This window comes from Marinobacter sp. MIT930201, from assembly GCF_047122665.1.
GTDB classification, from domain to species: Bacteria; Pseudomonadota; Gammaproteobacteria; order Pseudomonadales; family Oleiphilaceae; genus Marinobacter; species Marinobacter salarius.
In genome coordinates this window covers 4336622-4359145 of record NZ_CP138916.1, presented here as the reverse complement: position 1 = coordinate 4359145, position 22524 = coordinate 4336622, and the positions used below count along the sequence as shown (strand labels likewise).

At 54.1% G+C, this 22524-nt stretch carries 21 protein-coding genes; 9 read left to right on the top strand and 12 right to left on the bottom strand.

What is annotated here, in order from left to right:
• Nucleotides 1–25: 25 nt before the first annotated feature.
• Complete coding sequence (locus tag SIC19_RS19855; protein ID WP_412535557.1) at nt 26–229, top strand: YdcH family protein; 204 nt, start codon at nt 26–28, stop codon at nt 227–229.
• Between the two features lie 320 nt (nt 230–549).
• On the opposite strand, the gene SIC19_RS19850 is transcribed toward SIC19_RS19855, so the two are convergent.
• Nucleotides 550–1932 (bottom strand): PLP-dependent aminotransferase family protein, encoded by a 1383-nt coding sequence (locus tag SIC19_RS19850; RefSeq protein WP_041334892.1) that lies wholly within the window; start codon nt 1930–1932, stop codon nt 550–552.
• A gap of 165 nt (nt 1933–2097) precedes the next feature.
• On the opposite strand from SIC19_RS19850, the gene dctP reads away from it, so the two are divergent.
• The 4 genes from dctP (at nt 2098) to SIC19_RS19830 (ending at nt 6366) form a co-directional block, all read left to right on the top strand.
• Nucleotides 2098–3153, top strand: coding sequence for a TRAP transporter substrate-binding protein DctP (gene dctP / locus SIC19_RS19845; protein WP_127401227.1), 1056 nt, complete (start codon nt 2098–2100; stop codon nt 3151–3153).
• A gap of 68 nt (nt 3154–3221) precedes the next feature.
• A complete protein-coding gene (locus SIC19_RS19840) occupies nt 3222–3737 on the top strand; it encodes a TRAP transporter small permease subunit (RefSeq protein WP_075194823.1) in 516 nt (171 codons plus the stop codon).
• On the top strand, nt 3734–5056 hold the full coding sequence (locus SIC19_RS19835) for a TRAP transporter large permease (RefSeq protein ID WP_041334889.1): 1323 nt from the start codon (nt 3734–3736) through the stop codon (nt 5054–5056). The genes SIC19_RS19840 and SIC19_RS19835 overlap by 4 nt, the downstream gene beginning before the upstream one ends.
• A 23-nt stretch (nt 5057–5079) precedes the next feature.
• Nucleotides 5080–6366: a hydroxymethylglutaryl-CoA reductase, degradative gene (locus SIC19_RS19830; protein ID WP_085680745.1), complete on the top strand. Its 1287-nt coding sequence runs from the start codon at nt 5080–5082 to the stop codon at nt 6364–6366.
• Here SIC19_RS19830 and SIC19_RS19825 read toward each other — a convergent pair.
• Both SIC19_RS19825 and SIC19_RS19820 read right to left on the bottom strand, forming a co-directional pair.
• Complete coding sequence (locus tag SIC19_RS19825) at nt 6358–7263, bottom strand: LysR family transcriptional regulator (protein ID WP_041334887.1); 906 nt, start codon at nt 7261–7263, stop codon at nt 6358–6360. The two genes, SIC19_RS19830 and SIC19_RS19825, sit on opposite strands and share 9 nt — an antisense overlap.
• Before the next feature lie 86 nt (nt 7264–7349).
• A complete protein-coding gene (locus tag SIC19_RS19820; protein WP_075194826.1) occupies nt 7350–7982 on the bottom strand; it encodes an NAD(P)H-dependent oxidoreductase in 633 nt (210 codons plus the stop codon).
• A 165-nt stretch (nt 7983–8147) separates the two neighbouring features.
• On the opposite strand from SIC19_RS19820, the gene SIC19_RS19815 reads away from it, so the two are divergent.
• Nucleotides 8148–9089, top strand: a complete 942-nt coding sequence (locus tag SIC19_RS19815) for a DMT family transporter (protein WP_052479532.1) — start codon at nt 8148–8150, stop codon at nt 9087–9089.
• On the opposite strand, the gene SIC19_RS19810 is transcribed toward SIC19_RS19815, so the two are convergent.
• The 5 genes from SIC19_RS19810 to SIC19_RS19790 form a co-directional block, all read right to left on the bottom strand.
• Complete coding sequence (locus tag SIC19_RS19810) at nt 9073–10296, bottom strand: MFS transporter (protein ID WP_051946929.1); 1224 nt, start codon at nt 10294–10296, stop codon at nt 9073–9075. The two genes, SIC19_RS19815 and SIC19_RS19810, sit on opposite strands and share 17 nt — an antisense overlap.
• Before the next feature lie 92 nt (nt 10297–10388).
• Nucleotides 10389–11273 (bottom strand): peptidoglycan-binding domain-containing protein, encoded by an 885-nt coding sequence (locus SIC19_RS19805; protein ID WP_127401231.1) that lies wholly within the window; start codon nt 11271–11273, stop codon nt 10389–10391.
• Nucleotides 11274–11383: 110 nt separating this feature from the next.
• Complete coding sequence (locus SIC19_RS19800; RefSeq protein ID WP_127401233.1) at nt 11384–13387, bottom strand: methyl-accepting chemotaxis protein; 2004 nt, start codon at nt 13385–13387, stop codon at nt 11384–11386.
• Nucleotides 13388–13470: 83 nt separating this feature from the next.
• The gene (locus SIC19_RS19795; RefSeq protein WP_227517740.1) at nt 13471–14376 is read right to left on the bottom strand and encodes an ABC transporter substrate-binding protein; all 906 of its coding nucleotides are present in this window, start codon (nt 14374–14376) and stop codon (nt 13471–13473) included.
• Between the two features lie 351 nt (nt 14377–14727).
• Complete coding sequence (locus tag SIC19_RS19790) at nt 14728–15990, bottom strand: MFS transporter (RefSeq protein WP_127401235.1); 1263 nt, start codon at nt 15988–15990, stop codon at nt 14728–14730.
• A gap of 225 nt (nt 15991–16215) precedes the next feature.
• On the opposite strand from SIC19_RS19790, the gene SIC19_RS19785 reads away from it, so the two are divergent.
• Nucleotides 16216–17664, top strand: coding sequence for a malate:quinone oxidoreductase (locus SIC19_RS19785; RefSeq protein ID WP_127401237.1), 1449 nt, complete (start codon nt 16216–16218; stop codon nt 17662–17664).
• 83 nt (nt 17665–17747) lie between these two features.
• Here the strand turns inward: SIC19_RS19785 and SIC19_RS19780 are convergent, their stop codons facing one another.
• From SIC19_RS19780 to SIC19_RS19765, 4 genes are all read right to left on the bottom strand, one after another.
• On the bottom strand, nt 17748–19055 hold the full coding sequence (locus SIC19_RS19780) for an ATP-grasp domain-containing protein (protein WP_221886049.1): 1308 nt from the start codon (nt 19053–19055) through the stop codon (nt 17748–17750).
• Between the two features lie 142 nt (nt 19056–19197).
• Nucleotides 19198–19428, bottom strand: a complete 231-nt coding sequence (locus tag SIC19_RS19775) for a hypothetical protein (RefSeq protein WP_164732125.1) — start codon at nt 19426–19428, stop codon at nt 19198–19200.
• Between the two features lie 9 nt (nt 19429–19437).
• Nucleotides 19438–19689: a hypothetical protein gene (locus SIC19_RS19770; protein ID WP_126812753.1), complete on the bottom strand. Its 252-nt coding sequence runs from the start codon at nt 19687–19689 to the stop codon at nt 19438–19440.
• Nucleotides 19690–19786: 97 nt separating this feature from the next.
• Entirely contained in the window at nt 19787–20560 is a 774-nt protein-coding gene (locus tag SIC19_RS19765) for an SDR family oxidoreductase (RefSeq protein WP_126812751.1), read from the bottom strand.
• A 139-nt stretch (nt 20561–20699) separates the two neighbouring features.
• Between SIC19_RS19765 and SIC19_RS19760 the strand changes: the two genes are divergently transcribed.
• Together SIC19_RS19760 and SIC19_RS19755 are read left to right on the top strand one after the other, a co-directional pair.
• Nucleotides 20700–21611: a LysR family transcriptional regulator gene (locus tag SIC19_RS19760; RefSeq protein WP_127402383.1), complete on the top strand. Its 912-nt coding sequence runs from the start codon at nt 20700–20702 to the stop codon at nt 21609–21611.
• A gap of 107 nt (nt 21612–21718) precedes the next feature.
• Nucleotides 21719–22510, top strand: a complete 792-nt coding sequence (locus SIC19_RS19755) for a substrate-binding periplasmic protein (RefSeq protein WP_127401240.1) — start codon at nt 21719–21721, stop codon at nt 22508–22510.
• Nucleotides 22511–22524 lie beyond the last annotated feature (14 nt).

Sequence of the window (22524 nt, the reverse complement as noted above, 5' to 3'; positions counted from 1 at the left end):
TAACGAATTCCCTCAGTTTGGCGAATTGATCGACGAACTGAGAAAGAACGACCCGACGTTCCAGCACCATTTTCGGCAGTACGCAGAGCTGGACCAGGAAATCGAAGGCCTGGAACGCAGGGATGCCCCGATCGGAGACGATCAGTTGCACCAGATGAAACAACAGCGACTGCAACTGAAAGATGATCTGTATAAGACGCTTGTAAAGAAGTCGAACGGGGCGGCATAGGTACAAGTTGCTAGGCTCAAAGGCCCCAAAACAAGGCCTCGTAGTGGTTTCCAAGTATGGGGCCGGACAGGAATCATCCATAAAATAGGTAACTACTTAAAACCGATTACGGTTTAACCCTTTGTTGTTATCGATAGATGGATGATTGAAATGAAAAGAGCCGCATCACTGTACAAAGGGTGGAGAATGAAGCGTAACTTCCTCCACCTGGTCCTGACCATGGAACCCCGTCTTCTGAAGGACGTTGGTTACCCACCTGAGCTTGTTGCACAGCGTCTGGATACACCGTTCTGGAAGTTCTGAAAAGCGAGTTGAGGCGGTTATTTCAGCACGGCTGCCTGTAGGAATCGCAGTAGTTTGTGGTTGTTCGCATGGGCAATGTTAATTCGCAGAGCGGACTCCCCGTTTTGGTCAGCCAACTCAAAAAGTTGGCTGGGCGCCAGAAAAATACCCTCTCCTGCAGCCCGCCTGCTTAGTGCCATGACGTCCACACCGTGTGGAAGCGGGCACCATAGGTAATACCCTCCCGCCGGGCTTTCGATGTTGTCCAGGCCGATGCCTCTCAACGCAGACACCGCGTCGACACTCGCATTGGCCACCCGATCCCGCAGCCTCTTCAAATGACGACGATACCGACCTTTAACGATCATCTCGTGAACAATGCGTTCCGTGGTGCTGGAGCTGTTAACCACCGTTAGCATCTTGATGTCCGTCAGCGACGTAATCAACGCGGGATTCGCCGCGATATACCCGCAACGCAGGCTGGCCGACAAGGTTTTCGAAAACGTTCCCACGTAGATTACTCGGTTCAGCGCATCCAGTGAAGCGAGGTGGGGTGTTGCCTTTGGCAGTATATCGGCAAAGGGATCGTCTTCGATTAAAACCAGATCATGCCGTTCCGCTATAGTAAGTAGTCGATGCATCTTCTGGAGCGACATGGATGTGCCCGTTGGATTGTGAGCCATCGGTTGCACGAAAAACAGCTTTGGCCTGAACTGCCGTATCTTTTCCTCCAGCATTTCCAGGTCCGGCCCGTCCGATTCCCGGTTTACGCCAATGACGTTGGCTTTCTGAAGTTTGAGTTTGCCAAACATTGGGTAATATCCTGGCGTTTCGACCAGAACAGGGTCGTTGGGCCGCACGAAATGCCGAACGATCAGGTCGAGCGCATGGTTGGCGCCAAACGTCATCAGAATCTGGTCGGGGCTTGCGCTGATTGCTCGGTCTGTCAAAGCTCGGGCAATGTCTTCCCGTAAAGCCTGAAGGCCTTGTGGTCTGCCATACTCGAAGTCGTCGGCAAGGCCGGAAGCACTGGCGTTGCGCTTGAGGTATCTGCCGATCTCCGAACTCTCCATCCAGGTCGCGGGTAGGCGGCCGTCACCTGCACGGATTTCATAGTGTTGGTTCAATTGCTCGCGCAAGAGTGACACAAGATCCAGGGCTTCTGTGACGTGTTCGGAATAGGGGACAGGTTGTGTCGGGTTAGCTGCCTGCACGTAGAATCCGGAACCCCGCCGAGGGCTGATATAACCGGTTGCCACCAGGCGATCGTAGGCATCCGTTACCGTGTTCTTTGAAACCCCATGGCTTTCGGCCGCCACCCGGATGGACGGCAGCCGAGACCCGGGCATTAGCTGTCCTGAGTCGATCTGTTGAATCAATGTGTCCGCGATGTGTTGCGCCCGGGATACTTCACTTGCCATATCAACTCCAAATTGTACCAGTAAATAGACTGGTACAGTCCGTGGTACACATGCATTAAGTGTCACTTGTCCATTTTAGTCAGCTGTCCTAGTTTGTACAGGTGCGCCATGCAGGTGTACGCGGCAATAATAAACACAATAACCACCAGTACGATGGAGAACACTATGAACGAATCGATACGCCAGAAGACCGTTGTCGGTCTTCGTCATGCCTGCAAAGGTTTGGTTGCTGCCGCCGCGATGTTTACCGGTGTGACGTCGGCCGCAGAGCTGCCTGAGGTGAACTGGCGAATGCAGGCATTGTGGGATGCAGGAACCACTCCCTACGAATTTGAGAAACGATTTGTCAGCCGTGTTTCGGAACTGACCGAAGGTCAATTTACTATCCGGCTTTTTGCTGGCGGCCAACTGGCTCCTTCGGCGCAGGCCTTTGAAGCCGTGAGGGGTGGTGCCTTTGAAATGATGAAAACGTTTGATGGTTACGAGGCAGGCTCGATTCCCGCGTTTGCATTCACAAGCACGATTCCGTTCGGGTTTCCTGAGTCGGACCAATATGAAGCCTGGTTCTATGAGCGTGGCGGCCTTGAGTTTGCCCGCGAAGCTTATGCAAAGGCAGGGCTTTTTTATATCGCACCCACCGTTTACGGCCAGGAACCCATTCACTCCAAGTTTCCGATAAACACACTGGGCGACGTTGAAGGCAAAAAAGGTCGTTTTGTCGGCCTGGCCAGCACTGTAATGGCGGAATTCGGTGTATCGACCACGCCGTTGCCGACCGCTGAAGTCTATCAAGCACTTGAAAAAGGCGTGATTGACTTTGCTGACAGGGGGGATCTGACTGCCAACCTGGAAGCAGGCCTTGGCGAAGTGGCCAAGTACGTTATCGTGCCGGGGTTTCACCAACCTACCACTGCTACCAGCTATGTTGCCAACCAGCGTGCCTACGATAAATTGCCGGATTCCTACAAGGCTGCGCTGGAAAGTGCTGCCCGTGAAGTATCCGCAGCCCTTCGCCAGCACAACGTGGCTCAGGACGCAGTTGCTCTGAAGAAATTCGAAGAGCAGGGAGCCGAAATCATCCACCTGGACGCCAATACCGTGGCGCAAGGCCGCCCAACCGCCATGAAAGCCTGGGAAAAAGCGGCTGGCGACGATGAACTGGCCAACAAGGTCCTGGACAGTCAGGTCGAGTTCATGAAGGAACTGGGACTGCTGGAATAATACCCACCCTGCCATTAATCAGAACCAGCCCGGTTCGCCGGGCTGATACCGCAGAGTGAGGAGTAGTTATGTCTATTGTTCAGGGCTACTGCAAGGCCGTCACTGGTCTGAATCGGTGGCTGGCAGTGTTGGCATCGTTGTTGGTGTTCATCATGGTTGCCGTCATCTCCTATGAGGTGGTTGCCCGTTACTTTTTCGATGCGCCCACTGTCTGGGCGCTGGAGTTGTCCACGTTATTGCTTGGCCCCTACTTTATGTTGGCTGGCCCTTATCTTCTGCACACAGCCGGACACGTCAATGTCGATATTGTTTATGGCAAATTGTCTGCAAGGGCAGCTGCCATCGTGGATACGGGCATCTACCCCGTCATCGGGTTGATTGCCTGTGTGCTGATCTACCAGAGCATTCCGGTTGCGGTTAACTCAATTGAATCCGGTGAAACGTCGTTCTCGTCATGGAATCCAGCGATATGGCCGGCAAAAACCTTGATACCGGTCGCCTTTACGCTGCTCTTGCTTCAGTCGATTGCGGAAACGTTGCAGGCAATCGTCCGAATCCGGACGGGCGGGGGGAGCGCGTCATGAGCTCGACCTTTGTTCTGTCCGCGATGTTTATCTCCCTGCTGGTGCTGCTGCTCAGCGGGATGCCACTTGCGTTCGTTCTTATATCTCTGGCTGTGCTTTTTACCGTAACGCTCTGGGGAACAGATGCTCTTGTTCTTTCGGTTTTGCAAACGTTCGATGTCATGACATCCGATGTGCTCCTCGCAATACCACTTTACGTGCTCATGGCCAGTATCCTGCAGCGGTCGGGAATCATTGAAGCCTTGTACAAGGCCATGGAACTCTGGTTCCGACGGCTACCCGGTGGGCTAGCGGTGGGCACCATCGCAATATGCACTGTGATGGCGGCGATGACCGGCATCGTTGGGGCGGCCGTTGCGGCAATGGGTATTCTGGCACTGCCATCCATGCTCCGCCGAGGCTACGACGAAAAACTCGCACTGGGCACCATTTGTGCCGGTGGCACCTTGGGCATTCTGATCCCACCGTCAATCATCACCATTGTTTACGCGGCAACCGCGCAGGTGTCCGTGGGAAAAATGTTTGCGGCGGGGATCATTCCGGGCATGGTGTTGGCAGGGCTGTACATTGCCTATGTAGTGATCCGCACCCTGTTGAAGCCGAGTGTGGCGCCACGTCCGGAGCAGGTGGAAGTATCGGTACGTGACATGTTTGCGTCGCTTAAGTCCCTGATTCTTCCGACGCTGATTGTCTTCAGTGTGCTTGGGAGTATTTATGCGGGTATTGCTACACCGACCGAGGCAGCCGCCGTTGGCGTGGTGGGCGCCATGGTTTCAGCGGCTTTGCAGCGTACCTTCACGCCCGCCAACCTGAGTGCCGCTGCAATGGATACGCTGCGCGTGACCACCATGATCATGTGGATCACCATCGGCGCCAAAATATTTGTATCGATCTTCACCGGTACTGGTGGCGCGGACTCCTTGTTGACGTTTATCCAGGATCTGGAACTGAACCGTTGGCTGGTGTTACTTGCAATGATGGGCATCCTGGTGCTGCTAGGACTATTCCTGGATGAGATCGGCATCATTCTGCTTTGTGTGCCGGTGTTCCTTCCCATTATTAACGCCTTCGATTTTGACCCGATCTGGTTTGGCGTGTTGTTCCTGATCACCGCGCAGATGGCTTATATCACCCCGCCGTTCGGATACACCCTGTTCTACATCAAAGGGGTGCTTCCTGACGGTATCGGGATGGAAACGGTCTATCGCGCCATTGTTCCTTTCCTGTTGCTTCAGATGATAGCGCTGGTCCTGTTTATGGTATTCCCGGATTTGGTGACCTGGTTGCCTAACCAGCTATCCCAACGCCTGGCTTCCTGACAAATGTAATGGAGATTCTTTAAATGCACACTCAAAACTCCCGTATATCCGGCTTTCACAAGCTTTCAATGTCAGAAAGGCTCAACAAGGTCATGGAGGTTGCTGGCCTTGATCGGAGTGTAGAGGCACAACTCTCGAATACCGGTAATCTCGAAGCGTCTGTTGTGGACTCAATGATCGAGAACGCTGTCGGTACCATGAATATTCCTCTGGGCGTTGCGACGAACATGATTGTTGACGGTGAGGACGTCCTCATTCCGATGGCAACTGAGGAATCATCCGTCGTTGCCGCCGTTTGCAACGCGGCAAGGCAATGTCGCGATTCCGGTGGGTTTACTACATCCCTGTCAGGCTCGTTAATGATTGCCCAGGTACAGCTTATTGATGTCAGTAATCCCGAATTCGCGCGACTTCAGATTCTTGAGAACAAAGAGAGGATTCGAGAAATCTGTGACCAGACCGACCCGGTATTGCTGAAACATGGCGGTGGCTATCGAGATCTGGAGGTACGGGTGCTCGAAGGGGGGCGCAACGGACCCATGGTCATTACCCATCTGATCGTCGACACCCGCGATGCGATGGGCGCAAATGCCGTTAATTCCATGGCCGAAGCGGTGGCCCCTCTGATTGCGGAATGGACCGGCGGCAAGACGTATCTCCGGATTCTGTCTAACCTCGCCGATCGTCGCCTCGCAAGGGCCAGAGCCACTTGGTCGCTGGACGCCATTGGTGGGAAGTCGGTTCGAGAGGGAATTCTGTCGGCGTTTGATTTTGCGGATATTGATCCGTACCGGGCTGCAACGCACAACAAAGGGGTTATGAATGGGGTGAGTTCCGTTGTGTTGGCTACCGGTAATGATACGCGTGCGGTTGAAGCAGGTGCTCACGCGTATGCCGCGCGGTCGGGGCAGTATCGTTCGCTGACCCGGTGGGAAGTCGATCAGGACGGTAATCTGACCGGAATGATAGAGATGCCGATGGCTGTCGGGCTGATTGGTGGGGCGACCAAATCCCATCCGACTGCCCGCATTGCATTGGAGATTATGAATACCACAACCGCTGAAAAATTGGCCAGAGTGATTGCGGCTGTCGGGCTCGCACAAAATTTCTCGGCATTGAAAGCGCTCGCTACCACGGGAATTCAGAAGGGGCACATGGCCCTTCATGCCAAGAATATCGCCGTCATGGCCGGTGCGAAAGGCCCGGAAATTGACACCGTGGCGAGAGAGCTGGTTGAGGGCGGAAAAGTACGGGTGGATATCGCTGAGGAGATCCTGCTACGTATGCGGGCTAAAGGCGTGTCATCCTGATTCGAGGCTGGCTCGTAGAAAGTCGATAAACAACCTGGCTCGACGCGGCAGGTAGTGGCGGTCTGAGTATACTGCATAGATGGAGCGCCGGGCAGGCAACGCGTCCAGTTCGAGCTTCCGCAGTTTGTCGTCCGCAAGCTCCTGCCTGATGTATGCGCGTGGGACCAGTGCGATTCCAAGGCCAGCCACAGCCGCATCAACCAATACAAGCGAATTATCGGCCACCAAGGGCCCGGATACGGCAACGCTAAAGGGGGCGTGACTTCTACCTGCAGCGCCAGCTGGAACAAATTCCCAGCTCTTCGCATCGGTGCTGAGGCTGTAAATAAGGCACTGGTGCTGTCGGAGATCTTCTACGGTTAACGGTGTGCCGGCGGACGCCAGATACATTGGAGAAGCAACAAGAACCCTTTCGAGCGCTCCCAGTCTAACCGCAATGAGCGAAGAATCCTCGGGGGATCCGATTCCGCGAATGGCAAGATCAACACCCGAGCCGACCAGGCTGGTCAACTGGTCGCTCATCTGTAATCGAATCGTCAGCTGCGGATATGCCTGCCGAAACTGGAAAATTAACGGGGCCATCACTTTCATCGACAGAGAAACCGGGCTGGCAATAACCAACTCGCCCGACAGATCGCCGGTATCAGCAACGGAATCGAGCATTTCGCTGGTCTGCTCAATGATAGAAAGGCAATAGGTGTAGAATCGCTCGCCTTCGTCCGTAAAGCTGATCGTACGGGTATTGCGGTTGATCAGCTTCGAGCCCGTCCAGGATTCGAGGAACCGGACATACTTGGATATAACTGCATTCGAGCAGTGGAACTCGTCGGCAGCAGCCGTAAACGAGCCCAGCTCGTAAATTCGCTTGAAATACTCCACACCCTTGAGGCGGTCCATGCCGGCGCTCCACATCAGATCTTGATTGATGAGGGAATTATACAGGCAAGCGCCGGTGTGTGGCTGAATTCTATCGGGCCTGTTGATCAGACCCTTTGAATCAGTTGGGACAGGGGTCTGCGCACCTTTGGCATGTTCGCCATCCGGTCCTCCGCCGTATCACGGTACCCCAATGCTGCAATGACCACGCTGCTCAGATTATCCTCGTTCAATCGCAGGACGCGATCGAGGGCGGCTGGATCAAAGCCTTCCATCGGCGAGGCATCGACACGCTCTATAGCGGCGGCGGCAAGGGTAAAGCCCAGGGCAATGTATGCCTGTTTTGCGGCCCAGGCCTGCTTGTCAGCGGCCGTTTCCAAACCATTGATGGTACCTTTGATAGCGTCAGCGAACCCGTTCAGATCGGCAATCGCAACCCCTCTCTCTGTCGCCGCCAACTCGATGTAATGATCAACCGTTGAGTCATCCAGATCCGTCTTGGTCGCAAACACCAACAGGTGGGAGCATTCCTTGACCTGTGGTTGCGGTGCAGCGTCTTCATGGATGCGCTCAAGCAGCGAGCGGTCGCTGATGACTTTGATGGTGTAGGGTTGCAACCCATAAGAGGACGGCGCCAATCGTGTGGCCTCCAGTATTCTCTCCAGTGTGCCTTCCGGGAGAGATTTGCCATTCATGCGTTTTGTGGCGTAACGCCATTCCAGGGCTTCCAGAAAATCCATAACAGTCTTCCTCTGTCGGTTTTGGTGGTTGGTTGACTGCTGACACTAAACGATGAGTTTCGGGGAATCGATGCGCAAATCGGCAAAGCAGTTTTCACGAAACGTGTGGTGATCCGTGGTCGCCGCATCGGGATGATAGGGCTCGCAACTAACGGAGAAAAAACCATGAAACAACATGCGAGTACCGCATCTCATCAACCCGATGTAACGTCCATGCTTCTGTTATTGGGCGTTGGCGTACTGATTGCCCTGATGCTGCCGCTTTCCAGGGCCGCCATGGACGTCGGCATGACACCACTGGCGTACGCCTTCTGGCAGGCTTTGGGTGGCGGTATCCTGCTGGTTCTCTGCGGTCGCCGGGGTTCCCCGGTGCGATTCAGCAGGCCCCTGATTCAATACTTTGGCATCAGCGGACTGACCGCCATTGCCGTACCCAATGCGCTGGCCTTCATTGTTGTTGCGAATATTGGGTCCGGCCTGACGGCGACTCTCTATGCGCTGCCATCCCTTGCCACCTACGGGATCTCCGTCATTCTGGGCATGGAAACACTGAGCAGGAAAAAGTCCGTTGGGCTGAGTCTGGGCGTTGCCGGTTGTGTCTGGATTCTGTCGCCCAATCCGGCGGGCATCAATCCGGACTCGCTGCCATGGCTGCTGTTAGGTATGTTGGTTCCACTGTCCCTCGCTATTGGCAATGTGTATCGCACGTCTCACTGGCCGAAAGGGGCTACTCCAGAGCAGCTGGCCCCTGGAATGCTTCTCGCCGGTGCCGTACTGATTTTACTGGTGGTCGTGGTGACTGGGGGCGCACATTCGCTGCTTGTTAGCGGGATGGATCTCTGGACCATTGTGGCCGTTCAGTCTGTCCTGACTGCGATCAGTTATCGCGGCTTCTTTCACTTACAGAAGCGGACATCGCCAACGTTTCTCAGCCAATTGGGGTTCGTGATTACACCCGCTGGCCTATTGTTCGGGATCGTTTTCTTTGGTGAGTCTTATGGTTGGGCCGTGTGGGGTGGCGTGGTGCTGCTCTTGATAGGTGTTGTACTGGCAAACGGCGCCACCCGTGAACGCAAAACCTGCAACGCGGTCAGGAATCCTGGCTAAGCGCAACGTCGTCGTCGACACGCTCTGGGCCGGACTGCTGACGCCATGCCAATAGAAATATCGCGAGCCCGGCAACGGCGGTTGTGGCACCAACATACCCTGTGGACTGCCATCCTAGGCCGGCACTGATAGCCATCCCGCCCAGCCAGGGTCCAAGAGCATTGGCCACGTTGAACGCTGCGTGGTGAGAGGCGGCGGCCAGTGTCTGGGCACCGTGCGCCACGTCCATCAGGTGGGTTTGCAGCGCGGGCCCAAGGCCAACCATCAAGGCGACCAGGAAGCACATCACCAGCATGGTCCAGATGGTTTCTGTGGCGTAGGGATACAGAAGCAGCATGCTGATGCTCCACAACAACATCCAGCCAACGCTGCGGAACTGGAGGCGATCAAACAGCCAACCTCCGAGGATGTTGCCAACGAATCCTCCGAGCCCGAAGACCGCGAGTGCGATTGGAATCCAGAAGGGATTGACCCCGGTGACTTCCAACAATGTTGGAGCCATATAGCTGAATACACAAAACATGCCGGCAAACCCGATGGAGCCGATGGCGAGCGGATACCAGATTTCCGGGCGATTGAACGCCCGGATTTCCGAGAATGGGCTTTGCCGTTCCTCTTGTCGATTGAGAGGCAGGAAAAGAACAATCATCAATCCGGTAAGGGCTGCGATAGCACCCACAAACCCAAAGGCATACCGCCAATCCAGATGTTGCCCAAGAATCGTTGCCAGTGGGTTTCCGATCAACAGCGCGAGGGTAAGCCCCATCATGACCAGGCTCACGACCTTGGCCCGTTTGTTAAAAGGTACGAGTGAGGCGGCAACCAGGGCGGCAACACCGAAATAGGCGCCATGGGGGAGGCCGGCGATGAACCGGAACACCAGAAGTGATCCGTACCCCGGCGCCAGGGCACTGGCAATATTTCCCAGCGCGTAGAACGACATCAACAGGATCAGCAGGTGCCGCCGATAAAGCCTGGCACCGCCAATGGCCAGGAGCGGCGCTCCCACGACAACGCCCAGCGCGTACGCACTGATCAAGTGGCCGACCTGTGGTTCCGTAACCCCCAGATCCGCGGCAACGCCGGGCATCAGCCCCATGATGGCAAACTCTCCCGTACCTATCCCAAACCCGCCCATGGCGAGTGAGAATATGATCAGTGTAATCCTGGCGGGAGAGTAGGGAGCTTCCTGCAATTGAGAGGGCATGGGGTGGTTGGCCTTGGCTGCAAGTCAGTAAATTTGAAACAAGGCCGCCCAGTGTGAGCTAATCCAACGCATTTCGGAATACGCGTATGTCCTCAGATCAGCCAGCCGAAGAGGAAGTCGAATAACGAGCTGAAAAAACCGCCACTGCTTTTCGCGACAGTGGTGGATTCCGAAGTGTTGTCTGAGGTCGAACTCGTTGCCTGCGATGACTCCGAAATCTCCGGATTGCCAGAAGCCGTCGGTTCTTCTGGCAACTGGTAGTCAACATCCGTTGATGTCTCTTCGGTCGCCTCGGAAGGCACATTGAGAGCCACGGAAGGTTCTGCATCAACGGTTGAGAGCTCTTCGACCGTTGATGTCTCTTCAACAATTGAGGGCTCTTCAACAGCCGCAACTGCAACGGGTTCGGTTTCAGGTTCCTCTGCGATTTGAGGTTTAGGCTTTGAATCTTGAGCTAATTCCGTTTCGGGCTGAATCACCGGCTTATCGTTTGTTGCTACGATGGTCTCCGGAGCAGGTGCTGATTCTTCTTCCAAGGTTGGCGCTTCAGTCGATACTGGCACTGGCTCCGGCTTAACCTCCGGTTCAGGCGCAGCTGCAATGGGTTGTTTTGCACTGGGTGACCCGAAACGCTGCTTGCTGATTCCCGCGTCAGCCATCGCCCCCTCACGGCTTCGCGCGCTGTTGCCAGTCACGGCATCGCCATCCTTAACGGCGATTCCCAGGGCAGACAACGTTTGTGGGTCCAGATCGCCAGTGGCCTGCAACCCCTCTCGACCGGATTGATACTTCCGGATGGCCGAGCGCAGGGTGTCGTCCATCCACCCATCGGCCTTGCCAATATCATAGCCAGCACCGTAGAGGGCATTTTCAGCAGCAAAGATGGTGTCGGCAGGATCGGCCTGAGCGACTGCACAAAAGGACACCGTCAGCGCCGCAAGAAAGCTGGGCATCCTGGTAAAACGTGAATGGCTCATGGGTGAATCTCTCCCTGATACGCTGTATTTATAGCTATTGTTTGAGTATTGAAAGTATCAGTAATTGAACATGTCGCCCATGACGCAGTTAACACAAGCGGAAAAGGGTCCTAGTTTGACGTTTTAAAGCGACGCACCAGGCCGTTAAGGTCTTCCGCCATCTCCGCCAGGGAATTGCTGGATTGGTTAACGTGGGCAATATCGTCGGTGAGCTTGTCGATGGCACTACTACTGGCCTCCACGTTCTGAGTCATCTCAGCAGCGGTCGCCCGCTGTTGCTCAGTGGCACTTGCAACCTGCGTTGTCATATCCACAATCCGGTTTACGGCCGCCATGATTTCTGACAGAGCAGCGCCAGACTTGCCGGCTTCTTCACTGGCTTCAGAGGCCATCTGTTTGGCCTTGCTCATATCAACCACCGCGCCGGCGGCACCGCTTTGCAGATTCGAGACGATTCGCTCGATATCGACCGTTGAATCCTGAACCCGCTTGGCAAGCCCCCGGACCTCATCAGCAACCACCGAAAACCCACGGCCTGCGTCTCCCGCACGTGCTGCTTCGATGGCGGCATTGAGGGCGAGGAGGTTGGTTTGTTCTGCGATAGCCTGAATAACGTCCAGTACGTTACCGATCTCACCGGATTCCTGCTCAAGCCGTTGGATGCGCTTTGACCCTGCCTCGACCTGTTCTGCGAGTCGGGAAACGGATTTAACTGCGGTCGCCACCGTTTCCTGGCCGGTTCCTGCCAGCTCGGCGGCCTGGCGTGCGGATTCATCTGTGTCACTGGTGTTGGACGCGATTTCGTCGGAGGTGGAGACCATTTCCTGCATCGCCGCCGAAACTTGAGTCACCTGGTCCCGTTGTTGTTCGGCATTGGCAGTGGTGCTGTTTGTAATGCCAGACAATGACTCAGATTCCGTACTGAGACGCCGGGACGACGCGACAATCCGGGAAATGATGTCTTCCAGGGTTTCCAGGAAGGCATTGACCGCTGAGATGAAATCGCCAATCTCGTCAGGGCGGCCCTTGGTCAGCCGGGTAGAAACGTCGCCTTCGTTATTTCCAATGTTTTCCAGGTAACCCAGAATTTCTGACCGGGCACGCTTGACGCTGTTACCCATCATACGGCTCATCAGCAGGGCGACCACCAGGCCCAGAACGACAGACGCAACGAATGCGGCGAGTGTCAGGTTGAGTGCCGTCTCGGTCTCTGCTTCCGCTTCGTCGGCCACGGTTTCGAGGGAGGCAAAAACCTCTTTCTCAAGATTCCTCGCCATGTCAGTGATTTGGGGGCCCAGTACGTCAAGCCTGTCTTCCTTTGTTCGGATCATCGCCTTTTGCTGAACCAGCAGCTCGTTGACCGAAGCCTGGTATTTCTCGAGTGCCGCTATCGCGGTATCGAAATACTGCCTGACGTAGTCGGGGACCGAATCCATGTCCAGAAACTCGAGCGCATCGGAAATATCCTCCATGGCATAACCCAATGCAGTTTCCGAGGATTCGTCGCCATCGGCAAAGAAGCGCTGTGAGGCCATTCGCATCATGAGGGTATCGTGAATCAGCTGTTCCAGAACGACGCGCAACCGGCTATCCGGTTCTCTGTTGGTAACGCCATCAATGGCCCTGCGCAGTGCCTCTGATGCTGTGGGGCCGTACTGGTCCAGTTCGTCGGCAATGATATTTTTTACTTGCTGCTTGGCGGGCACCAGTTCGCTTTTGAAGACATTCGCGTACTGCAAAGTCGCCTCTTCGATCTCTGCAACCAGTTGCACACGGTCGGCACTTTTGATCGTCTGTTGCGCTGCCGACAACTCCCTGAAGAAATCTGTCTCCAACTGCTCGAAGCGGGCCAGGATGTCTTCGTTACCGGTGGCGTAGTAGTCGAAGACTCTCAGTCTCATGGTGTAAAGGTTGATAAGCACACCGGTCGCAACGGCGGTTTCCGGTGCCAGATCCCTTGCCACCGTATCCATTCGCGCATCAAGGCTCTGAAATTCCCGGATGCTGTAAAAGGTGACGAGGGCGAACAAAAGCAGAATGAAAACAGGTGCTATCAGGAGTTTTCCGCTTACACCAAGCCGGCGTTCAATGAATTCTAGTTTTTCTACAGCCACTGGTCTGCCCCTCTATGCGTGTATGCGTGCGAGATCTCTTGGTTAACGGCTGTTCCGGCATAATCTGGAGCCGCCCAACCAATTTATTCAACGAAGTTTGCTTGGGTCGCAATCATGGGGGAAAGCTCCAGGTTCCAATGAGCCATGCCGCTTCGGCTATAGATGTAGTGCCCGCTCAGGGAATTCATTTTCGGAATGCGGGCGGGCTTGACTCCATTAAGGATGAGGGATGCCAAGCGAGCGGCGGTAATGCCCTCCTGGTGAGCTGAAATGGTGAAGCCGCCAATGGCTTGCTGCTTACCAATGTTGATATCCCAAAAGGAAAAGATGGGAACCCGGCTTTGATTGAACGCTCTGGTAATGAGTTCGTCCGGTGCGATGTAGGTGCCCTCTGCATCCCGGATGGTGTGGTGGGTGCCAACGATGATTGCATCGTACAGTTCGTGGGCCCGAACAACCGACTGCAACCAGGTGTCTTTGTCGTTGGTAAGGACGATGTCCAGTTTGGAGCCATATATTTCGGCACTTCTCTTGTCGCCGAAGTATTCATTGACTGCGTTTCGCATGGTGGGTGAGTCGTCCATTAATACAAGAAAGTGTTTATCCACTTTCAATACTTTCTGAAGATGACGGATGCTCTCCTCAAAAAATGGCCGTTCCAGCAAACCGGCGACCAAATCGTGTTCCAGGGTAGGGTGCTGCGCGGGACCGCCGTTGACACCCAGGAAAACAACCGGAATCTTCCGCTCAACCAAGTGGTTGGCCATGAGGGAGAATGCGTTGTCGTCTCCCAGAATGGCAATGTCAGGCTGGATCTCGGTAATGGATTGCTGGAGGCTGGCTACTTTTTGGGGCCATTCTGATTTCGGCAATCTTTTAGTGTCGAGGGCAAGCACGTGAATGTCGTGGTCGTCGCCCAGCACTGATTGGACGGCGGCGATGTAATCAGCGTCCCATTTATAGCCTTGATGATAGCTCTCGATAATCACCACAGTTTTGCTGAAACACAGGGGGCTTACTAGCAGAAGAGCCAGGAGGAGCGTACGCATTGGGTGTTCCTTATTATTGTCCGAGTGAAGTCTGCACCCGTTCTTTCTTGTTGAAAGCGCTTGTTTTTATCGTTATTCCGTTGAACCAAACAGGAACCGTGCCAGATCTCTAAGTCATTGTTTTATAGAAGCATTTGCGAATTGGTAGGCGTTGGGATTGGGAACATCCGCTCTGAGTGTCTGGTTTTAGCGACACAATGTTCAGAATGGGGATAAAGCTGTCTGATTTATCGGACAGTGCTGTCCTGATATCCGGACTTCGGTAGGGTAAGTTGGGACGGTCTCCGTGGCTCAGGCGTCTGTTTCGAACGTCGAGGCTCGGCGGGATGCCCAGGCGAACCCCAGTAATCCGACAATTGGGCCGGGAACCAGCAGCCAGGCCGCGTCCAGACCGATACGATCGAACAGCGCGGTGGTTGCAGCGATCGATACCACGGTAATCGCAAAGCCGATGGAATTTTGAATCGCCAGCGCGGCACCAACTACTTCCTTTGGGCAAGCTTGCGCGGACAGGGCGGAGAACTGGGGAGAATCCGCAATCACGGTCGCGCCCCAGGCGAGTAGGAGTATTCCCAGCCACATGGCAGGCAAGTCACGCCAGAAGAGAGCAAACACCACTGCGCAAACACAAGAGGAGGCCAGTGCACCGACCGCAACTTTTGCACTCCCAATACGACGTGACAGGAATCCCCCAACAAGACACCCCAAAGCGCCGATGCCAATGATACTGAACGCCATACCGGATAATCCGACGGCCGAGTATTCACTGATGAGTGCCGTATTGGCCACAAGCAGTGGTACGACCGTCCAGAACGCGTAAAGCTCCCACATATGCCCGAAATAGCCCAGGGCTGCAGCACGAAATCGATTGACCTTGAAGGCGTCAAAGACCGTCAGCGGTCGCTCGGAGGCGGTGCCCGATGATTGTTTTTTCTGGCCTGCACCTGGTAAATGAGGGCCATCTCCAAGCAGATGGATAAGAACGGCGCCAAATAGCGCAAGTAGCGATGATGCCAGGATGACGTACTGCCATGGCAGGTCCGCACCGGCTTCTCGCAATGCATGGGGCAGTGCGGTGCCGAGCGTCAGCATGGCGACAAGCTGGGCGAGGGCCTGCCCGGTCCGCTCGGGAGCCCAGCTGACGATCAACTTCATGCCTACGGGGTAGATGCCCGCCAAACTCAGGCCAACCAGGAAGCGGAACACAATGCCACTGGCCAGACCCTCCGAAAACCAGGCGAAGCAGGCATTGAACAAAGCACCGCAAGCCGCACTCACCACAAAAATAAGACTGGCACGATACCGCTCTGCCAGGCCTCCCAAAGCCATGATCATTGTGCCCAGGATAAAGCCGCCCTGAACTGCGTTGGTCAGCCAGCCAATATCAGCAGCACTGATTTGCCAACTGGTCATCAGGGTATCCGTAGCACTATTGGCGCTGAACCACAGCGATGTTCCGAACAGTTGGGCGAGGGCGATTGTCGCAACGGGGCCAAGCCTGCGCAAAAACCTTGAAGGGATGGGGGTAGCCCCCTCAAATTGTCCAGACGTCATAAATGCGCTCCATATCCGTCGCGGCCATCAGTGTAGACTGACCGGCTGGCACAGTATACTGATGCACTATTCGGCATTTGGCGTAGAAACTGGACGCCAGATGAAGTGCCCAGATGGAAAAACAGGAATGTGGCAGGTTTTCAGTGTTCGATGGAAGCGTGGTACCTTCGGGCAAGCAAACTTTATCGTTGGATATCAGAAAACTAAAGCGGGTGGATAGACTCTATGGACGTAATGATCATCGGCGCGGGGATTATGGGAACCACGTTTGCCACGTTGGCAAAAGAGCTGGCTCCTGAGTTGAATATCACCATCCTGGAGAGATTGGAGAGCGCTGGAGAGGGTAACTCGTGGGTGTTCAACAACGCCGGCACGGGACATGAGGCGAACTGCGAGCTGAATTACACGCCGGTGGACGAAGAAGTTATCTCGGTCGAAAAGGCCTTGAAGATCCATGCGCAATTCAACGTGGCCAAGCAGTTCTGGGCGCACCTGATCAAAAAAGGCGCGATCAAGGACCCCAAGACGTTCATCAATCAGACCAAGCACTGCACCATCGTCTCTGAATCCTCAATCGACGAATTGCGACTGCGGTTCAAGGAAATGTCTGCTCATCATTTTTTTGAGAGCATGCGTTTCTCAGAGGATTTCGACGAAATCAAGAGCTGGATCCCCTATTTGATGGAAGGGCGTCCTCGCCATGAAAAGATGGCTGCGACCGTCATAGAAACAGGCACGGACGTGAATTTCGGTGCTCTGACCCAACAAATGGCGAAACATGCCGCCCAGGATCTCGGTGTGAAGATTGAGTACGGCACCCACGTAAAGCGCGTGCACAAGAGCCCTGCAGGGAGCTGGCTTGTTGAAACCGAACGTCACGGAGCGCCCGTGCGCTACAAGGCCGATGTGCTGTTTGTTGGTGCGGGTGGGGGTGCATTCCCAATCCTGAAGAAAAGCCACCTGCCATTTGCAAAGCGGTTTACTGGCTTTCCAGTCGGTGGGCGTTTTCTACAAGCCCCGATCAGTGCAGAGCAGGCTGATCATTACCGGGCGAAAACCTACGGTAAAGCAAAAGTGGGCGCGCCTCCCATGTCTGTGCCGCATCTGGATCTTCGGGTGGCAGATGGCCAGCACTACTTACTGTTCGGCCCTTTCGCCTCCTTCAAGCCCGTTCTTGAGAAAGGCCGCGGATTCTTTGATTACCTTCGGGCAATGCGCCTGCATGATATTCCAGGTTTGCTGAATGTCACTCTGGAGCACTTTCCGTTGGTGAAATACCTGGTTTCAGAGACCTTCAAGGGCGAGAAGAGCATGTTCGAGGAGCTTGAAAGCTTTGCGCCCGGCCTGAGCAAAAAGTTTGAATGGAAACCGGTTCACGCTGGCCAACGGGTTCAGATTATCAAGGACGGCGACCTGCAGATGGGAACGGAAATTCTCGTGTCCAAGGACAAGACGTACGGAACGTTGTTGGGAGCATCGCCAGGGGCATCGGTTTCGCCGGAGGTTATGCTGCGGTGCCTTGAACAACTGCTACCGGCCATTTTTTCCAAAGAGGAAGCCAGGAAAGCGAAGAAAGAGATTTTTCCTGAAGATGATCTGGATACCCTGGCCACGAATCCTGATCGTTATCGGGAAATTCGTGATGCCGTTAATAAACAGTTGGGGATAGTTTGAAGAAAGGCGTTCCATGATTCCCGAGTTACAGGTCAGAATCATGGAACGCCATATCAAGAGCTCCTGAGTGGGCGGTGACTGCCCTAGACGTAGAAGTCCAAATCCTCCTGGGCTTTCAACAGATCCCGCATCTTGATGGGGTCATCGCCAAAGAAGAAGACCAGGCCCCAGTGAGTGCCGAAGGCGGACCGGTCAGGAACCGTTTCTTCCACCGGTGCAACGAGTTCGTGTGACTCAAAATAGGGGTGATCAACGCATTCCGGAGGCATTTCCAGCTTGCTGACCACGCGGCGGCGCGGATAAACACCGAAGCAACCGGCATAGCCCTTGGCATCGACCACTTCGCGTGGGAAGAATTTTTCCACTTCCTCTTTGGTGCTCTTGGGGTCAAATACCAGCATTGACGCCTGGTACGCGTTAAACCCATACGCACGTTCAATCAGCTCAAACGCCTTGAAGCCGGGTGGGCGGTAAGCAACCTCACCAAAGTACATTTCACCATCAGCAGTAACGAAGTACTCCGGGTGAATCAAGCCAAACTTAATATCGAACGTTTTGATCAGCAACTCGATCTGCTTGGTGATGGCATTACGCCAGCTTTCGAGTTGCTCGGTCGCCGGAACGAAAACGGAATAGCCCAGCGTTACGTACTCAGAGATATTGAGAAACTTGATCTTGCCGTCGTGAATCCATGCCTCAACGGCAAACTCCCAGCCGCTCAGATGGCTTTCCATGAGCAACGGATATTCTTCCGCTGGAATGTTGTCAATTTCCTCAAGCGTACGGATCATTCGATGGCCGAGGCAACCAGCCTTGTCAAACGCCTTGACGTGAATGGGGTCGTCCGGGTCGCCATCCAGTTTCAACAGGGTCTGGTTGACACGCTTCATGAAACGGACGATGTCGTCTTTCTCGTGGGCCTCCTCGAAGATCCCGACCCGAATGCCGCCAAGCTGGGCACGGCGCTTCATCAAAGCCTTGTCACGGAACAGAATCGACTGCCCGTACATGCGAGGGCTGTCCAGGAGCACTGAGTTGATCGCCCCAGACCACTCAACGGTCTCTTCAAACAACGGTATGGCAACGTCAACGCCTTCCTCTTTCAGCCTTTGAGCAATCTCCAGGGACCGATCATTCAAACGGATAAAGTCCCAAGGGATAAAGGGAATCTTGTTTGCGGTACAGAAATCCGTAGCCCATTCTGGAGCAACTACGATGTAGCGGCGGTCGAACTTCTGTGCGGCCTTGATGGCATTGACGCTCCAGCCAAGCAGGGCGATATAGCCTTTGTTCGGATCCTTTGGGGTCTCCGTACCTTTAACAGAGTCCATTTCCGGATCAAGCCAGGCGGCCACATCATTTGATAAGGGCGCTTCTTGTGTTGTCGACATGTGTCGTTCTCCTTGCAACCTGCCCGATAGGAGCATGTAAGTAGTTGAAATTATTGCGGGGCAAGTGTCGTGAGTTAATACATCCTCTCTACCAACATAGTCGCTATCAACCCAAAATGAAAAGAAGATGGTGTTTATGCCGCTAATCGCTGTCAGCGCGAAACACAGCGCCACTATGAAGTACTGGATACGCATTTTTGGCAATTTCACCCAGTAACCGGATGCCGGCGATACGTTCGTTGGTGGGTTGCTCTATCGGTTGTCGGACCTGGATATAACCGCTGCCGGTCTTGAAGCGTTGGGCGAAGACCCGGAGCAACTTGAAGACGTACTGACCTTTGCCAGCGCCTGTCGTGCGCACGCGGTGACTCATGCAGGCGCCTTATAGCTTTCTCGCAAAGATGACTGCGGTCAGTGCCGGCACGCCGAAAACGAACAAGAAGATAGGCAGTTCCGCCATAAAGGAGTATCCGGCATGAAGGATCCCAACCCCCATGTTTACCGCTGCGCACAGGAACCAGGCAACAATGTAGAGGGGCAAAACAGATTTGAACGTCCGGCCCGTAGTCCGGGTGACAATGATCGCAACAGCCAGAAGAGCGAAACCACCCAGAATAATCATTAAGGTATGCATTAATTGAGTCCTCTAGTACTGGTATATGGCGAGTGAAGAGAATGAGGTCGACAGTAGGTTAAGGAGGCGGTAACACCGCCTCCTCTTGGTTGTCCGATTACTTGGTAGTATAGCCACCGTTCACTAAAATGGTTTGCCCCGTCATCCACCATCCTTCGGATACCATGAATCGCACATAGGGGACGATATCCTCGATTTCTGTTAGCCCAGACTTGGAGAACGACGAAAGGGCGGCTGCCGTTTTGTGAAACGCTACAGCATCGTCGCTTTCTGCTGGGTAGAAAAAAGGTGTATCCATTGGGCCGGGACCAATGGCGGTCACTGAAATGCCGCGTTCCCCAAATTCTTTGGAGGCGGCCCGGGTAAAGTGTTCCACTGGCGCTTTCATACCCGCATATGCCGCATAGAAAGGTGTGTAGGCGCCCAACAGAGAGGTCACTAACGTGCAGATCTTTCCATTGTCATTGAGGTATTTCCCCGCCTCTTTCAGGAAAAAGAATGCGGACTTCGAGTTAATCGCACTCATGGCGTCGTATTCTTGCTCGCTGATTTCTACCATGGGCTTCTTCAACACCATGCCTACGGTATTGATCGCAATATCCGGCTTGCCGAAAGTCGCCTCGGTGTCTGCAAATAGCTTTTCGACATTGTCAGCCTTGGTCAAATCCTGTTGAAAGATCGCAGCTTCAGCCCCTGCGGCACGAACCTTAGAGGCCGTTTCTTCGGCCGCTGCCTTTGTTGAATCACTGTTGTAATGAATAACGATGGCTTTCGCTTTATGGGCGGCAAGGTCCTCTGCCAGGAGCCCGCCCAGGTTCTTGGCGCCACCGGCTATGAGCACTACTTTGCCTTCAATGCTGTTTCGAGACATTGTCTTTATCCCTTGCTGTGTGTTTTTCGATTGGCGGATGCTTCCCGCCAGGTTCACAATCAGGTTAGGCTGTAGGTTATCCTGAATAAATAATGCATTTAGAACAGCAGTTGTCGAAAAACACGAACAATTGGATGGTATGGACAGGATTCGGCAAGTACAGGTTTTTATCCAGGTTATGGAAAGCGGGAATTTCACGCGCGCGGCTGAAGCACTGAGCATTCCCCGCTCGACCGTATCTACGACTATCCAGGCCTTGGAGGATCGGCTGGAAGCCCAACTATTGCAGCGTACGACCCGGCAAGTTGTGCCCACTCACGATGGGTTGCAGTTTTTCGAGGCTGCACAAACGCTTGTAGAGGCTTTTGAGGCGGCAGAATCGATATTTCGTCAAAGCCCCCAACAGGCAGAAGGGCGCTTGCACGTAGATATCCCGAGCCGTATCGGGCGTCGTATCGTTATTCCGGCATTGCCTGAGTTTCTGAAGCAGAATCCAAGGGTAAAACTGGAATTCAGTATGAACGACCGAATCATCAACATGCTGACGGAGGGCGTGGATTGTGTGGTCAGGGTCGGACACCTCCCAGACTCCGAGCTGGTATGCAGAAAATTGGGTGATATCGAAGTCATAAACTGTGCCAGTCCGATTTATCTAGCGCAGCATGGTACGCCGATGTCTCTAGACGACATGGGTGGCCACATTCTTGTCAACTACGCGGTCAATCTGCCAGCGTTAGCGGCAGAATGGGAATACGTGGAGGACGGTCGGCAACGGGTAATGAAAATGCAGAGTGCGATTACCGTGGATAACGCAGAGGCCTATATCGCCAGTGCAAAGGCAGGTATTGGCATTATTCAGGTTCCAAAATTTGACGTTCAGGATGATCTTGAAAGCGGGGACCTGGTACAGATTCTCGAAGCCTATAAAGCACCCTCCTTACCTATATCGTTGTTGTATCCGAGCCGTCGAAATCTGCCGTTGAGATTACGTGTGTTCCAGAGCTGGGTAACGGAATTGTTATCAAAATATGGTTTGTGGAGGGACGGTTAATGACGTCCAGCTTCGGTTAGTGTTCGTCACAATTGTCTATACTTATCAGACTATAAGAACGGCGATGACTGCCGTTTCCGAACCAAAAGCGTAGTGGGGCGCCTTTCATGCAGCGTGCAGTATCAGTTGCCATACATTATGGAGTTGTCGCGGTGTTGCTGGTGTCCTTTGGAGCTATTAGCCACGCGGCTGCACCAACGTCAACGGTAAAAATCTGTTATGAGTCCTGGGCTCCCTACATCTTTAAGGATCACGAGGGAGAGATGCGCGGCATTGCCGTGGAACTGATGAATACAGCCCTTAGTGATCTGGAGTTGGAAGCCACTTACGAGGAACTACCGTTCAAACGCTGCGTATCCGAGGTCCAGTCAGGCGCATCGGACGTTGCCATGCCAGTAACGGAAGGGCGGAGCTATCTACTGCACTCACGGACGGTGTTCGCTCACTGGACGTTGGCTGCGATCGTACCTGAGAGTCTATCCATTGAAGAGCCGGTAACTCTGGAGAAGCTGAACGACGTTAGCGTGCTTATTATCAGCGGCTATGTATACCCGGAAAATATTGCACGCTGGGCAGAAACCCATCCGGATATTACAGACATAACCTATTCCGCTGATGGCGAAGGGACGGTGCCTTTCCGCATGCTCGAATTCGGGCGGGCCGACGTATTCATTGAGGACAATTTCTGGAGCGCCAATCTGATTCAAGATCACGATCTGTCGCTTCGCGTTCTGGAACCCGCACTGGGTTCCGCTGTCAGTGTTGCCGGTTATCGCAAGGAACTTACAGGTCTGCGCGATGACATTGACCGTATCCTGGAGACACGAGGACAGTCTTTCAGGGATGAGCTGTTTACGAAGTACACCGGTTATACCGAGTCGTTTTTCTCCGGTCAGTAAACTCAAGCTTCCCG

Excerpts from the sequence above, each read along its gene's own strand:
- SIC19_RS19850 (WP_041334892.1), bottom strand. The coding sequence starts at position 1,932 with ATGGCAAGTGAAGTATCCCGGGCGCAACACATCGCGGACACATTGATT.
- dctP (WP_127401227.1), top strand. The coding sequence starts at position 2,098 with ATGAACGAATCGATACGCCAGAAGACCGTTGTCGGTCTTCGTCATGCC.
- SIC19_RS19840 (WP_075194823.1), top strand. The coding sequence starts at position 3,222 with ATGTCTATTGTTCAGGGCTACTGCAAGGCCGTCACTGGTCTGAATCGG.
- SIC19_RS19835 (WP_041334889.1), top strand. The coding sequence starts at position 3,734 with ATGAGCTCGACCTTTGTTCTGTCCGCGATGTTTATCTCCCTGCTGGTG.
- SIC19_RS19830 (WP_085680745.1), top strand. The coding sequence starts at position 5,080 with ATGCACACTCAAAACTCCCGTATATCCGGCTTTCACAAGCTTTCAATG.
- SIC19_RS19825 (WP_041334887.1), bottom strand. The coding sequence starts at position 7,263 with ATGGACCGCCTCAAGGGTGTGGAGTATTTCAAGCGAATTTACGAGCTG.
- SIC19_RS19820 (WP_075194826.1), bottom strand. The coding sequence starts at position 7,982 with ATGGATTTTCTGGAAGCCCTGGAATGGCGTTACGCCACAAAACGCATG.
- SIC19_RS19815 (WP_052479532.1), top strand. The coding sequence starts at position 8,148 with ATGAAACAACATGCGAGTACCGCATCTCATCAACCCGATGTAACGTCC.
- SIC19_RS19810 (WP_051946929.1), bottom strand. The coding sequence starts at position 10,296 with ATGCCCTCTCAATTGCAGGAAGCTCCCTACTCTCCCGCCAGGATTACA.
- SIC19_RS19805 (WP_127401231.1), bottom strand. The coding sequence starts at position 11,273 with ATGAGCCATTCACGTTTTACCAGGATGCCCAGCTTTCTTGCGGCGCTG.
- SIC19_RS19790 (WP_127401235.1), bottom strand. The coding sequence starts at position 15,990 with ATGACGTCTGGACAATTTGAGGGGGCTACCCCCATCCCTTCAAGGTTT.
- SIC19_RS19785 (WP_127401237.1), top strand. The coding sequence starts at position 16,216 with ATGGACGTAATGATCATCGGCGCGGGGATTATGGGAACCACGTTTGCC.
- SIC19_RS19780 (WP_221886049.1), bottom strand. The coding sequence starts at position 19,055 with ATGTCGACAACACAAGAAGCGCCCTTATCAAATGATGTGGCCGCCTGG.
- SIC19_RS19775 (WP_164732125.1), bottom strand. The coding sequence starts at position 19,428 with ATGAGTCACCGCGTGCGCACGACAGGCGCTGGCAAAGGTCAGTACGTC.
- SIC19_RS19770 (WP_126812753.1), bottom strand. The coding sequence starts at position 19,689 with ATGCATACCTTAATGATTATTCTGGGTGGTTTCGCTCTTCTGGCTGTT.
- SIC19_RS19765 (WP_126812751.1), bottom strand. The coding sequence starts at position 20,560 with ATGTCTCGAAACAGCATTGAAGGCAAAGTAGTGCTCATAGCCGGTGGC.
- SIC19_RS19760 (WP_127402383.1), top strand. The coding sequence starts at position 20,700 with ATGGACAGGATTCGGCAAGTACAGGTTTTTATCCAGGTTATGGAAAGC.
- SIC19_RS19755 (WP_127401240.1), top strand. The coding sequence starts at position 21,719 with ATGCAGCGTGCAGTATCAGTTGCCATACATTATGGAGTTGTCGCGGTG.